Source organism: Amycolatopsis sp. cg9 (assembly GCF_041346945.1).
Lineage (GTDB): Bacteria > Actinomycetota > Actinomycetes > Mycobacteriales > Pseudonocardiaceae > Amycolatopsis.
On sequence record NZ_CP166850.1, the window covers coordinates 9105626 to 9119417 of the forward strand.

11 protein-coding genes are annotated in these 13792 nt (G+C 72.8%); 10 read left to right on the plus strand and 1 reads right to left on the minus strand.

Annotated features, from left to right (window positions below):
* Positions 1-331: 331 nt before the first annotated feature.
* The 10 genes from AB5J73_RS41755 to AB5J73_RS41800 all read left to right on the plus strand — a co-directional run bounded on the left by AB5J73_RS41755 (position 332) and on the right by AB5J73_RS41800 (position 10853).
* Positions 332-3418 carry an amino acid adenylation domain-containing protein gene (locus AB5J73_RS41755; protein ID WP_370964560.1) on the plus strand — a complete coding sequence of 1029 codons (3087 nt, stop codon included), beginning with the start codon at positions 332-334 and terminating at the stop codon, positions 3416-3418.
* A gap of 46 nt (positions 3419-3464) precedes the next feature.
* On the plus strand, positions 3465-3707 hold the full coding sequence (locus AB5J73_RS41760) for a phosphopantetheine-binding protein (RefSeq protein WP_370964562.1): 243 nt from the start codon (positions 3465-3467) through the stop codon (positions 3705-3707).
* Between the two features lie 116 nt (positions 3708-3823).
* Positions 3824-4018 carry an MbtH family protein gene (locus AB5J73_RS41765; RefSeq protein WP_370964564.1) on the plus strand — a complete coding sequence of 65 codons (195 nt, stop codon included), beginning with the start codon at positions 3824-3826 and terminating at the stop codon, positions 4016-4018.
* The gene (locus AB5J73_RS41770) at positions 4018-5304 is read left to right on the plus strand and encodes an MFS transporter (RefSeq protein ID WP_370964566.1); all 1287 of its coding nucleotides are present in this window, start codon (positions 4018-4020) and stop codon (positions 5302-5304) included. Before AB5J73_RS41765 ends, AB5J73_RS41770 begins: the two co-directional genes overlap by 1 nt.
* A 2-nt stretch (positions 5305-5306) precedes the next feature.
* Positions 5307-6446, plus strand: coding sequence for an aromatic ring-hydroxylating dioxygenase subunit alpha (locus AB5J73_RS41775; RefSeq protein WP_370964568.1), 1140 nt, complete (start codon positions 5307-5309; stop codon positions 6444-6446).
* Positions 6443-7921, plus strand: a complete 1479-nt coding sequence (locus tag AB5J73_RS41780) for an amino acid adenylation domain-containing protein (protein ID WP_370964570.1) — start codon at positions 6443-6445, stop codon at positions 7919-7921. The genes AB5J73_RS41775 and AB5J73_RS41780 overlap by 4 nt, the downstream gene beginning before the upstream one ends.
* A gap of 51 nt (positions 7922-7972) precedes the next feature.
* Positions 7973-8260 (plus strand): phosphopantetheine-binding protein, encoded by a 288-nt coding sequence (locus AB5J73_RS41785; RefSeq protein WP_370964572.1) that lies wholly within the window; start codon positions 7973-7975, stop codon positions 8258-8260.
* 9 nt (positions 8261-8269) lie between these two features.
* On the plus strand, positions 8270-9379 hold the full coding sequence (locus tag AB5J73_RS41790; protein ID WP_370964574.1) for an acyl-CoA dehydrogenase family protein: 1110 nt from the start codon (positions 8270-8272) through the stop codon (positions 9377-9379).
* A complete protein-coding gene (locus AB5J73_RS41795) occupies positions 9376-10140 on the plus strand; it encodes an acyl-CoA dehydrogenase family protein (RefSeq protein WP_370964576.1) in 765 nt (254 codons plus the stop codon). The genes AB5J73_RS41790 and AB5J73_RS41795 overlap by 4 nt, the downstream gene beginning before the upstream one ends.
* 2 nt (positions 10141-10142) lie before the next feature.
* Positions 10143-10853, plus strand: coding sequence for a hypothetical protein (locus AB5J73_RS41800; protein WP_370964578.1), 711 nt, complete (start codon positions 10143-10145; stop codon positions 10851-10853).
* Between the two features lie 18 nt (positions 10854-10871).
* Here the strand turns inward: AB5J73_RS41800 and AB5J73_RS41805 are convergent, their stop codons facing one another.
* Positions 10872-13550 (minus strand): BTAD domain-containing putative transcriptional regulator, encoded by a 2679-nt coding sequence (locus tag AB5J73_RS41805; RefSeq protein WP_370964580.1) that lies wholly within the window; start codon positions 13548-13550, stop codon positions 10872-10874.
* Between the last annotated feature and the right edge of the window lie 242 nt (positions 13551-13792).

The window sequence follows — 13792 nt, forward strand, 5'->3', positions numbered from 1 at the left end:
CCGGCAGGCAGCGCGAACCGCGACGCGCTGATCGAGCCATATCCGAAAAACTCAGGAAACAGCGTGCGAAAACCCATCCCCACCTCTTCCCATTCGGCAGCGAGACTGCCGTCGACGCAATTCAGACCCTACGCGTTCGGCCTTTCAGGGACCTTTCACGGCAACCGCACGACAACTACGCATCTTGAGCAGCGGATATGTCGCACGAAAGGTTCATGAAAGGGCCCGTCCGTAAGATCGGGAGAAGATGCCGGAAGGGGGCGTTGATGTCCATTGTTCGACGCGGATCGGAAACGGCCTGTTTCGACAATCGGGGCGACGGAGTTCGCCGGTGACGGCGGCACCGGACGATCCCGTGGTGCCGGCCTCCGCCGGGCAACGGCAGATCTGGCTGGCCGAACAGCTCCGCCTTCGCGACCTCGGGGTCGTCGGCGCCACCTATTCGACCGCCGAGGCGCTGACCGTCGACGCCGAGCTGCACCGGCCGTCCCTGAGCGCGGCCCTACGCCGGCTCGCGGAGCGCCACGAGATCCTGCGCACCACGGTGGAGATGCGCGACGGCGCGCTCGCGCAGCGGGTCCACCCCGGCCCGCCGGTGGACGTCGAATGGGCCGACCTGCGCGGGCGCGGTGATCACGCCGCCGAGTTCACCCGGCTGACGACCGCCTCGCTCGAACGGCCCTTCCCGCTCGACCGGCCGTCGCCGTGGCGGGCGTTGGTCGCCGAAGCGGACGGGGCCACCCACGTCGCGCTGATCCTGCACCACATCGCCGCCGACGGCTGGTCCGTCGCGCTCCTCCTCGACGACCTCGCCGCGTGCTACCTGGCCGCCCTCGGGGCCGGGCCGGAGCCGGCGCCGCCGGCCAGGACCTACCGCCGGTTCAGCGAGGAACAGCGGCTCGAGGCCGTCGAAGGCGAGCGTGACGCGTCGACCGCGTACTGGCGCGAGGCCATGCGGGACGCCCCGGCGACGTCGGCTCCGCCGTGGCTGGGTCCGCTGCCGCGCGAGGCGGTGACCGCCAGGGCCGCGCAGCACTTCCTGCCCCTTTCCCCGCAGCGGTACGAGTCCGTTCGCCGCGTGGCGGCGGGCAACCACGTCACGCCCTACGTCGTCTTCCTGTCCGCCTTCGTCCTGGCGCTGACGCGGTCGGTGCGGCGACGGGACGTGGTGACCGCGCTGCCGTCGGCGAACCGGGACGACGACGAGTACCACGACGTCGTCGGGCCGTTCGCGACGCTGCTGCCGGTCAGGGTGCGGTTGCCGGGGACCGTCTCACCGGGCGCCCTGGTGCGGCTGACGGCCGACACCGTCGCGGACGTGACCAAGCACCAGGGCCTCCCGCTCGAGGAGATCGTCTCGTGCGCTTTGGCGCACACCTCGGCACGCGTGGACATGCCGCTGTTCCAGACCGTCGCCCTTCCCCGGGACTGGCGGGAGCCGGAACGCACGTTCGCCGGTGTCCCGGCCCGCATGGTGTGGACGGCCGCACCGGCGCCCAAGTACCACTTCGCGGTGTCGTTCCCCACCAACGCGCGGGACAGCCGTTTCGTCGTCGAGTACGACGTCCACCGCTACGACCGGGCGATGGCCGAGGCTTTCGGCCGCGCGCTCGACAGCGCACTGGACGAGGTGCTCGGTGGGGAGGAGATCACCGTCCTGGGCGTGCCGCCCGCCGGCACCACCGACACGACCATCCACGACCAGGTCGCGGCACTGGCCCGGTTCGACCCCGACCATCCCGCCGTCGTCGCGGGGCGGGACTGGTGCTCGTACGGCGAACTGGACGCCCGCGCCCGCGCCGCGGCGGCCGGACTGGCTCGCCGGGGAGTGCGTGACGGGGATGTCGTCGGCATCAGGCTGGGCCGCGGCGTCGACTTCGTCGTCGCCGTGCTGGCCTGCCTGCACGCGGGAGCGGCGTACGTTGCCACCGATCCGTCCTGGCCGCTGCCGCGGATCCAGCAGGTGCTCACCGAGGCGGCGGTCGCGGCCACCATCGTGCCGGACGACCTCGTACCCGGTGACCTCGTGCCGGACGGTCCTCCCGTCGCGGGGTTGGCGGAGCTCGAAGACCACGGCACCGCGCACCCCGCCGACCTGCCCGCTGTCGGCGCCGGGGCACCGTGTTACGTCTGCTTCACGTCCGGGTCCACCGGCGTCCCCAAGGGAGCCGTCGTGACGCACCGCTCGGTGCTCCGGCTGACCGCCGCCGACCAGGACTTCGCCCTCGACTGGACCGATCGCATGGCACACCAGGCGAACCTGGCCTTCGACGCCACCACCTGGGAGCTGTGGGGTGCGCTGCTGGTCGGCGCCACGGTCGTGGTCGGTGTCGACGACCCCGCGCCCGCCGACTACGCGGCACTGATGTCCGACTGCACGACCGCCTTCCTGCCGACGGGCCTCTTCGCCGAGCTGGTGCGGCACTCCGCCTGCCAGGCCGCCATCGCCGGACTGCGCGTGGTCGGGGTGGGCGGCGGTGCGCTGCCCCCGGGAGCCACCGAGCCGATCCTGCGGGCGGGCCGCGGGCAGTTCAACTTCTACGGACCCGCCGAGTCCACGGCGACCGCGACCTCCGGTTCGTTGGCGGCCCGCACCCCGTGGAACACGGTCCCGATCGGGCATCCCGTCCACGGCACCAGGGCCTACCTCCTCGACGACGACCTGCGTCCGGTCGCCGACGGCGAGATCGGCGACCTCTACCTGGCCGGCGCCGGCCTCGCCCTCGGCTACCGGAACGACCCCCGGCAGACGGCGGAACGGTTCCTGCCCGACGTGGCGGCGCCCGGCGAGCGGATGTACGCGACCGGCGACCGGGCGCGCCGGCTCGGCGACGGTGGCCTGGACTACGTGGGCAGGGTCGACAACCAGGTGAAGATCCGAGGTTTCCGGGTCGAGCCCGGTGAGCTCGAGGCTGCGCTGCTGAGCCGGCCCGGTGTCCGCGAGGCCTACGCCGGGCTCGACGGCCAGGGCCGGCTGGCCGCCGCGCTGCGTGCCGACCCGGGCGTGGACCCGCTGCGGCTCATGGCGGAACTGCGCGCGACCCTGCCGGACTACCTGGTGCCGCACCGCATCACCCTGGCGGACCGGCTTCCGCTGACCCGCAACGGAAAGGTCGACGTCGCCGCCCTGCTGCGCACGACGGGGCAGAGCGCGGCGGGGACCTCGGCGGGAACCCCGGACGGCCTGCTCGGCGAGGTCATCGAGATCTGGGCCGCCGTGCTCGACGTACCCATCCGGCACGACACGGAGTTCTTCGCCGCGGGCGGCGACTCGCTGACGGCCCTGCGGCTGCTGTGGCTGTGCGGGGAACGGTTCGGCGTGGAGCCGCGGCCATCGGACCTGTACGCGCATTCGACACCGGCGGCGTTCACCGCGGTGCTCGCCGAGCGAATGGGGCACCGCGATGAACCGGCCTGACCCGGAGGACCCCCGCTCGCGAGAAGCGGGAGAAAGGTGGACGAGAGTGTCGGCGACCGAGGAGGCGATCGGCGAGATCTGGTGCGAGGTCCTCGGGATCCCCGAGGCGGGCCCGGAGGACAACTTCTTCGGGCTGGGGGGCAACTCGCTCAACGCCATGCAGGCGGTGGCCAGGATACGGCGCACCCTGGCGTGTCCTCGGTTGAAGCTGTCGGACGTGTTCCAGGCCGCCACGCTGCGCGAGCAGGCCCGGCGGGTGGAGGAGCTCTCCTCCCCGGCGCCGTCATGACGGCCTCCCTCGGTGCCGCACCGCGTGCTCACCCCCGGCTCGCCCCGTGACCTGACCCTCTTCGCCGAACCGGGCCGGACTCACCGAAGAGATCCCTGACCAGAAAGGCACCGCAGATGACCGAGAACGGCGAGCTCCGGTACGTGGTCGTCGTGAACGACGAAGAGCAGTACAGCATCTGGCCGGACGGGCGGCAGGTGCCCGCCGGCTGGCGAGTGGTCGGCGAGCCCGCCGGACGCGAGGACTGCCTGGACCGGATCGCGGAGCTGTGGACGGACATGCGTCCGGCGTCCGTGCGGCAGGCCCGTTGATGTCCGACGGCACCGGGGAGCGCCGGGAAGCCGGATCCGCCGTGTGGTGGCGCGAGATCCGGTACCCGTACTTCGTCGCGTCCCGGACGCTCTCCCTCACCGGCGACATGGCGGCCGTCGCCGCCATCACGGTGCACATCTACACGATCACCGGCTCCGGCGCCGCCGTCGCGGCGTACTTCGTGGTCCGCTTGCTGCCGAGGGTGCTCGCGCCGTTCGCGGGGGCGCTCGGCGACCGGGTCGAGCTCCGGCGCCTGCTCGTGCTCTGCGACGTCGTGTGCGCCGCCGTCTTCCTGGCGATCGCGGCCATCGGTCCGCCGTACGTCCTCCTCCTCTGCCTGGTGTTCGCGGCGGAGAGCGCGGCGACGATCAAGCTGCCCGCGACCCGGACCATGATCGGCAGGACCGTGCCGGCGGAGAAGCTGACCGCGGCCAACGGACTCGTCATGGCCATCACGTCGATGGGTTTCGCGGGTGGCGCCGCGCTGGGCGCGCTCGCCGCCGCGTCCTGGGACTACCGCTGGGCCCTGGCAGGCAACGCACTGGCCCTGGCCGTTTCCGCTGTGCTGCTGAGCAGGCTGCGCCGGGCCGAGCCCGAACCCCGTCCGGTGGGTCAGACCTTCTTCACCGAGACGAGAGCGGGCCTGGCCGCCATTCGCGCCAACCCGGTGCTGCCTCCCGTGGTCATCGGGCTCATCGCCGTCGCCTTCGCGGCCTCGATCGACCGGGTGGCCTTGGTCGTCATCATCGTGGAGCACCTCCACGCGCCGACGGTGTGGTACGGCATCGCACTCGGCGCGATCTCGGTCGGCGTACTCGCCGCGTCGCTGACCGCCACCCGGTGGCGCCGGATCGACCAGGGCTCGGACGCGTTCTTCCGCCTGGGGCTCTTCGCACAGGCGGCGGGTCACCTGACCATGGGCCTCGCGCCGGCGCCACCCGTACTGCTCGCGGGCGGGCTCGCCGCCGGGGTCGGCAACGGCCTGGAGAGCGTGTGCGGCACGACCCTGCTGCAGCGCCTGGTCGACAAGAGATCGCTCGGCGTGATCATGGGTGCCGTCCTGAGCTGGTCGTTCCTCGCCAGTGCCATCGGATCGCAGATCGGCGGCACCCTCGTCGACCTCGTCGGCGCCAGGTGGACCTTCGGCGCCGCGGCCGCGATCATGGCCGGCTGCACGGTCTACGCCTGGCTCCGCCGACCGTCGAAGATCGCCGGGGGCGGCACCGAGAACAGCACTGAGGCGCGGGTCTCGTCCCACTCCGGTACCCGAGACGAGAGGGAGTAGCGATGGCGGAACTCCGCCTGGGCGGGCGGACCCGGGACATAGCCTCGGCGCTGGCGCCCCACCCCGAGGCGAGCACCCTGCCGAGGGAGTTCTACCTGGACCCCGAGATCTACCGCCTGGAGACCGAGCACGCCATGCGGGCGCAGTGGCTTCCGCTGGCCCGCGTCGACCAGGTGCCCGAGCCTGGCGACTACCTGGCCACGGCGATCCTCGGCGAACAACTCGTGATCACCCGCGACCGCGACGGCGAGCTGCGGGTCCTGTCCAACGTCTGCAGGCACCGCGCCATGCCGGTCGCCGAGGGCAGCGGGAACTGCTCGGTCCTCCGCTGCCCGTACCACCTGTGGACCTATCGCCTCGACGGCTCGCTCAGCGGAGCGCCGCTGATGGCGGCGCGACCGGGTTTCGACCGGTCGGCGATCGTTCTGCCGCAGGTGCGCCACGAGGTCTGGCAGGGCTGGCTCATGGTCAACCTCGGCGGTGCCGCGCCCCCGCTCTCCCCGCAGGTCCCGACGCTGAGCGCGGAGCTGGCGGGCTGGGACTTCACCGATCTCCGCGTCGTCGCCAGCTCGTCGTACGACTGCCCGTGGGACTGGAAGCTGACGGTCGAGAACTTCGGCGAGTACTACCACCACTTCGGCCTGCACAAGGACAGCCTGGAGCCGTTCCTGCCCGCCAAACGCGGCCGGTGCCTGGACAACCGGGGCGAGCCCTGGAACTCGAGCGTCATCGACTGCAGCAGCGACTACCTGGAGCTGCAGGGCCGGGTGATGCCGGGGCTCGACGCGGACCTGGCCACGACCATGCAGATCTTCACCGTCTTCCCGTTCCTGTGCGCGGGCGCCCAAGGCAGTTCCGCGTTCTGGCTCCAGATCACCCCGCAGTCGCCGCGGCGCCACACCGTCACCTGGCACGTGCTGGTCCGCCCGGAGCAAGCCGCGTGGAGTGACGCGGAGGAGTTCGCCGCGATGAGCCTCTCCGCGATCGACGTGCTCCAGCAGGAGGACGCCCGCGCGTGCCGGGGCGTCCAGGCCGGGCTGGGCAGCACCACGGCCGCACCCGGCCGGTTCGCCGACCTGGAGCTGTCGTTGTGGCAGTTCCAGGTCTGGCTGCTGGGCCGGCTGGCTGAGGGGTCGCGGTGAGCCGGGCGGACGGCTCCCCCGCGGCGCGCACGCTGCACGGCCTGGTCGAGGCGGCGGCTGCCCGGTCCCCGGACGCCGTGGCGGTCACCGCCGGGGCGGAGTCGGTGACCTATCGGGATCTGGTGCGGCGCGCGCGGAGTCTCGCGGGCAGGCTGGTCCGGGCCGGCGCGGGCCCGGGTGTCCGGGTCGGCGTCGGCGCCGACCGCGACGTGGCGACGATCGTGTCGTTCCTCGGTGTCCTGTTCGCCGGGGCCGCGTACGTACCCGTCGGGGTGGATCTCCCCGACGGCAGGCGGCGGTACGTGGCCGAGCAGGCGGGCATCCGGCTGTGGACCGACGAGTCCACCGAGGACACTGCCGAGGCCGGGCCGCTACCCCAGGCCACCGCGGGCGACGCCGCCTACGTGATCTTCACGTCGGGTTCGACGAGCGACCCGAAGGGTGTGGTGGTGGCGCACGGCGCCGTCGTGGCGTCCACCTTGGCGCGGTACCGCGTGTACCCGTCCGACGCCATGACCTACCTGGTCTGTGCGCCGCCGACCGTCGACTCGTACGTGGCGGGCCTGTACTTCACGCTGTCCGCCGGCGGCCGGGTGGTGGTGCCGACCACCGAGGAGGTCCTCGACCCGGAACTGCTCGCCGAGCTCGTCGCCCGTGAAGACGTCAGCCACGTGGACGCGCTCCCGTCGCAGTACGCCGCACTGACGAGCTACCACGAGGACAAGCTCGACCACGTCCGTTGCGCGATTCTCGGTGGCGAGGTGCTCCCGTACGCCCAGGCGCGCGAGCACCTGGACGCGCTCCCGGAAGTGGCGCTCTTCAACGAGTACGGTCCGACCGAGGCGACCGTCTGGTGCACCGCGCACCGGTGCACCACGGCCGACCGCGGGCCCGATGTGCCGATCGGCCGGGCGGCTCCCGGCATGCGGGTCACCGTGCGGTCCTCGGCCACGGACGAGGCGCCCGCCGGCACCGCCGGGGAGATTCACGTCGCCGGGCCGTGGCTGGCGCAGGGCTACCTCGGTCAGCCGGGTCTGACCGCGGACCGGTTCCGCCCCGATCCCGGCCACCCCGGCGAACGGATGTACCGCACCGGGGATCTGGGTTTCCGCGACGAGAACGGGGATCTGCACTTCCTCGGCAGGGCCGACAGCGTCGTCAAGGTCCGGGGTTTCCGGATCGGTCTCACGGAAGTCGAGGCCGGCCTGCTCGAACACCCGTCGGTCGCGAAGGCCGCCGTGGTCACCCAGGACAGTGGAACCGGTGTGCGCCTGGTCGCCCTCGTGGTGCCGACCGCAGCCGGCTCGGCCGGCGCGCGGAACCTGGCGGAGTTCCTCGGCGCCCGGCTCCCCGCCTACATGATCCCCACGCGGTGGCGTCGCGTCGAGGCCCTGCCGACCATGCCGAACGGCAAGGTCGACCGGCCGTACCTGGCGTCGGCGGGCAGCACGCTCGGGACGGTCCTCCCGCCGTGACCGGCGCCGGCGTGCGGTTCCTCGCGACATCGACGAAAGGTGTGCTTTCCCATGACGAAGCCATCCCCGGCCCCCGCCGACATCCCGGCGCTCGTGGTGGAGATCGCCGGCGACCTGCTCGACGACGCCGATCTGTCGCCGGACGCGGACTTCTTCTCCGCGGGCGGCGACAGCATGCTCGCCATGCACCTGGTGAGCCGCCTCGCGCGGGCCACCGGACTGCGACTGCGGGTGCGCCTGCTCATCGCCAGCCCGGTGCTCGGCGACTTCGCCGCCGCGGTGGCACGACTGGCCGAAGAGTCCGACGGCGCGACCGTGCGCCTGCCGTCGGCCCGCTGAGCCGCGGCCATGCGCTTCACCCTCGACGACAGCCAGACCGCACTCGTCGCGGAGCTGGACCACCTCATCGACACCTTCGACGACGGCCTCGGACCGCTCGACCAGCTCGCCCGGCTCGGCGACCACCGGCTGCTCGCGGTGCACTACCCCGCCGGGCTCGGCGGACGCGACCGCACCCTCGCCGACCACGCGGCGATCTGCGAACGGATGGGAGAACGCGGCCTGCCGGACGTCGCGCACCTGATCACCGTGCAGGCGGTCGGGTGCACGATCCTGCACCACGGCACCGAACACCAACGCGCCACACTGCTGCCGCGGATCGCGGGCGGCCGCCTCCTCGCCAGCCTGCTGCTGTCCGAGAAGGACGCGGGCAGCGACCTGACCGGGATCGCGACCACCGCAGAACCGGACGGCGACGGCTGGCGGCTCACCGGGGTCAAGAGCTGGAGCCTGTTCACCGAGTGGTCGTCGATCGCGCTCTGCTCGGCGCGCACCCGCCCCCGCGAACACCGCTACGACGGGATCAGCCTCTTCCTGGTCGACCTCGCCGCCCCCGGGGTGACGATCAGCCCGGAGTTCCGCGCGAGCGGCACGCCCTACCGCACCGTGACCTTCGACGCCGTCCCGGTCCGCGGCGACGCGCTCGTCGGCCCGCCGCACCGAGGGTTTCCGCTCCTGCCGGCCGCGATCGGCTTCGAGCGGATGGGGTTCGACTACCTGACGAGGGCGGTCCGCTGGCTGGCTACCGTCGAGCGGGAAGTCCGGCGCCTGCCCGCCGATCCGCGGTCGGCCTTCGCGTCCCAGGTGGCGCGCCTGCGCTTCCAGGTGGCCAACGCGCGTGCGACGGCGTACCACGCCGTCGGCACCGCGGACGGCCTGGACATGGACGAGATCGCCGTCGCCTACGCCAAACTCACCTGCGGCCTGGCCGCGCAGGCCGTGGCCCGCTGGGCGGGCACGGAACTCCTGCCGGTGCTCCGCGACGAGGACGGGACCGCGGTCCCGGCGTTGCGCGCCGCGGTCGCCGAGGCGCCGGAGTTCACCGTCTCCGGCGGGGCACAGGATCTCCAGCTGGACCTGATAGCCAACGAGTTCCCCATCGGAGGGACCTTCCGGTGAACCTGGAGCCGACCACGGACCAGCGACTGCTCGTCGCGGCGCTGCGGCGCGCGGCCACTTCGGACGACGTCACCGCCTGGGACGTCCTCGCCGCCGCGGGCCTCACCACGCCCGCCATGCCGCGGTGGGGTCTCCTCGACTGGTGCCTGGTGCTGGAGGAACTCGGTGCGGCAGGTCACGACGTCGCGCTGCCCTTGGCCGTGCACGCGGCACTGGACGCGTTACCGGCCGAGGAGCGGACGCGCGAGGGGCTGCTCGCGTCGGTGGTCGAACGTTGCCGCTCCGACGCCGGTGACGCCACGGGCGTGGACACCGACCGCCTGCTCCTCCCCCGTGCGGCGTACGCGATCGGTGTCGGCCGCGCATGCCTGGAACTGGCGCAGACCCGGGCGGCCGACCGAACGATCTCCGGCCGCCGCCTGATCGAACTCCAGGGGCCGGCACACCGCCTGGCCCACGCGGCCGTGTTGCTGATCGGCGCGCGGATCGGCGTGTGGCGCGCCGCGACCGAGCACGACACCGCCACCCCGGTCGGGAGCTGGGCAGCCGCCTGCGCCGCGTCAAGCGTCGAGGCCGCGGTCACCGCCGCCCACGAGCTGGTCCAGGTCCACGGCGCGGCGGGCACCGGGGATCGACGCGTCGTCGCGCTGTACCGCGCGGCCTACGCGCTTCCCCGCACCTGCGGGAGTCCGCGGCTGATGTGGCGGCGCGCGGGACGGCAGTGGCTCGCCGGCAGCGTGTCGAACCACGGAACGAGCTGACCGTGTCCGACGGGCCCGTCGTACTGGCACTGGAGTTCTACGCGGTGCGGAAGACCGCCGACTTCGGTTTCCTCCGCGAGCCGGAACACGCGGACCGCCTGCTGCGGCTCGATCCGCTGGACGACCACGTGGCGGAAGGTCTTTCCGTGGACCGCCATTCCCGCCTCCTGCTCTCGCGATCGCACGTACCGCCCTCGCTCGTCCTCGCCTACTGCGGCACCGCCGCTCTCGCCGCACACACCGCGGCCCGGTGCGGCGCCGCCCTGGTGCTGGTGGATCCGGATGTCGTGGACGCGGAGATCATGCACCGCGACTTCCTGCAGCTGTGCGCGACGATGAACGTCGATCCGGCCACTGTGGACGGCACCGGCCGGCTCGCCCGGTGGGAGGCGGTGCTCACCGCCGCCCGCGACCGGGTCGCCACGGAGTACGGCGGCGACGAGGAGGCGTACGAGATGGTCGACGACCTGTTCGCCAGGTACCGGGCCTGGGCGTGGTTCCTCGAAGCCGCCCGGGATCCCGTCCCCGCCGACCCCGACGGCGAGATCACGGTGATCTCGGGACGACCACCGCGGAACCTCGGCGCACTGTTGGCCAGGCCGGCACGCGCCACCTTCCACCAGGCCGCCCCCGACGCGGACACGCTGAGCCTGCCCGACGTCCGGGACCTCGTGCGGCGGCTGTTCCACCAGGCCGCCGGAGCCGGCCGATAGGTCCGGCCGGCCGACGGGTCAGTGGCTCCGGGTGCGCACGTCGTGTGCGGCCTGCCACGCCGAGCGCGCGAGCCCCGGATGGCCCGCGGCGGCGAGCGTGTCGCCCAGATCGGCGAGCACGACGGCCTGCCCGCGCCGGCTGCCCAGCCCGCGGTGCAGGTGGATGGCCTTGCGGAAAGCACTCACCGCCTTGGGGACGTCGCCCAGTCCGGCGTGGGCGCGGCCGAGACAGTGCCGTGTCCACGACTCGACCTCGAGTTCGTCGCTCTGGTGGCAGATCGCCAGTGCCCGCTCGAACCACCCGGCGGCCTCCTGGTGCGCGCCGGCGACGAGGTGCGCGATGCCGAGGTTCTTCATGCCGATGGCCGTACCGCGCCGGTAGCCGAGGTTCTCGCACAGCCGGATCGCCCGCAACGCGTGGTCGCGGGCGATCGCGACGTCGCCTCGCTCGCCGTGCAGCAGGGCGAGGTTGCCCAGTGCCATGGCTTCGCCCCAGGGATCCGTCAGTTCCCGGAAGTGGTGCAGCGACTCGTGGAAACACGACGCCGCCGCGTCCGGTTGGGACAGGTCCAGGTGGACGAGGCCCATCGCGTCGAGCACGTGGGCCTCGCCCGCGAGTTCACCGGCCGTCCTGGCCGCGACCAGCGCCGACCGGTAGAACGCCACCCCCTCGTGCCCGGGGACGGTGTGGTCGAAGAACGTGGTCATGGCCATCGCGATGCGCCAGGCGTGTCCGGCGAACCCGGACCTGGCCGCCCAGCCGACGTAGGCACGCAGGCTGTCGCACTCCCGCTCGAACCACGCGTGCGCGTCCCGGGGCGAGGTGAACTCCGGCGGCGGGGTGCGCGGCTTGCGCGGGTCGAGGAAGTCGCGGCGCCGCCCGGGGACCAGCGCCTCGTCGGCGCTCACCGCGGCGTGCAGGTACCAGTCGAGCACCCGCTGGATCGCGGCCTCCCGGTCGCCCGGCAGCTCGTGTGCGGCCATGTCGCCCGCGTACAGGCGGATCAGGTCGGGGAGCTCGTAGCGGTGTGGCCGGCGCTGCTCGACCAGGTGGGCCGCCACCAGCCGGTCCAGCCACACCGTGGCCGGCTCGACCGGCACCCCGGCGAGCTCGGCCGCGGCCCGCACGTCGATGGTGCCCGCGGGGTGCAGACCGAGCCGGCGCAACATCGTCGCGACGTGCGGGGTCAACGCGCGGTAGGACCAGGACAGCGCGGTCCGTATGCCGTCCGGTGACTCCTCGCCGGTGTGCAGCCGGTCGAGCCTGCTTTCCTCGGCCCTGAGCGGCACCACGATCTCCGCCAGCGAGCCGGCCCGCTGCGCCAGCTCGGCGGCGATCGCGAGGGCCAGCGGCAACCGGCCGCACAGCTCGACGAGTTCGGCGGCGGCCGCCCGTTCCGAGCCCGTCAACTCGATGCCGAACGTGGCACCGAGCATCTCGACCGCCTTCCGCCGGGGCAACGGGCGCAGCGTGACGCGGTGCGCTCCGTCCCGGACGGACAGACCACGCAACTGGTCGCGGCTGGTCACGACCACCACGGCCGACCCGCCCGGCAGCAACGGCCGGACGTGCTCGGTGTCCCGGGCGTTGTCGAGCACGACGAGTGCCTCGGACCCGGACATCCGGCTGCGGAACAACGCGGACCGCGCGTCCAGATCGGCCGGGATCAGCGCGCTGTCCACGCCGAGGGCGCGCAGCAACGTCTCCGCGGCGGCCGACGGGCTCAGTGGCTCACCCGGCCCGTACCCGCGCAGGTCGAGGTAGAGCTGCGTGTCCGGGTACCGATCGGCGATGCGGTGCGCCCAGTGCACGGCCAGGGTGGTCTTGCCGACGCCGGGCGCACCGGTGACCGAGACGATGAGCGGCGCCGGGGTGCGACCGGCACCGGCGAGCAGCGTGTCGAGCGTGGTCAGCTCGTCGTCCCGCCCGGTGAAGGTCGGTATGTCGTGCGGGAGCTGGTGCAGGGCCGGCGCGACGGTGTCGGCGCTGCCGTCGAGCAGGATCTGTTGCTGCAGGGCGACGAGTTGCTCGCCGGGCTCGATGCCCAGCTCGTCGCGCAGGATCGCCCGGATGCGCTGGTAGGCGTCCAGCGCCTCGGCCCGGCGGCCCGCCCGGTGCATGGCGGTGATGAGGCACCGCCAGAGCTGCTCGCGGGTGGGGTGCGAGTTGACCAGCTCCTGCAGTTCACCGATGAGCTGTTCGGTGAACTCGAGGTCGAGTTCCAGCTCGACCCGGCGCAGCGTCGCCGCGAACCACTCCTCGCTGAGTCCGGGCGCCACTTCCCGGTCCAGCCAGGTGGAGTGCAGATCGGCGAAGGGCGTGCCGCGCCACAATGCGAGGGCCGCGCGCAGCAACCGCAGCTCCTCGTCCACCGAGGCGGTCTCCTTCGCGCGCGCCACCAGGTCCCGGAAGCGGCGCAGGTCGATCGCCTCGGGGGCGATGGACAGCTGGTAGCCGATGCCCGGCTGCGTGTGGATCAGGCCTGGTTCGAGCAGCTGGCGCAGCCGCGTGACGTACGTGTGCAGCGACCGGCGCGGCCACTCCGGCGCCCGTTCCGGCCACAGCTGCTCGACCAGGGTGTCCGTGGTCACCGTCTGGTTCACGGCCAGGACGAGGGAGGTCAGCAGGACCCGCAACCGCGATCCCCGGACCGGCACGACGTTCCCGCCCGCACGCAGCTCCCAGGGACCGAGCAACCTCACCTCGTACCGAACGGGCGACAGTGTGTCGAGGGCGGTCATGGGTTGGGGAACTCGAGACAGGCGAACACGGGTGTCCTCCCGGTCGTGCACCAGACGCGCGAGCACATAGCCATCCCCCCGACGAGCATCGAAACCCGGCCTGCGAACACGCACCCGTGCCGTCTCCCCATTCCCATTCGATGACGATGTCCAGGCGCAAATCGAACAACGCGTGAATTCGGATCCTGCGACACCAA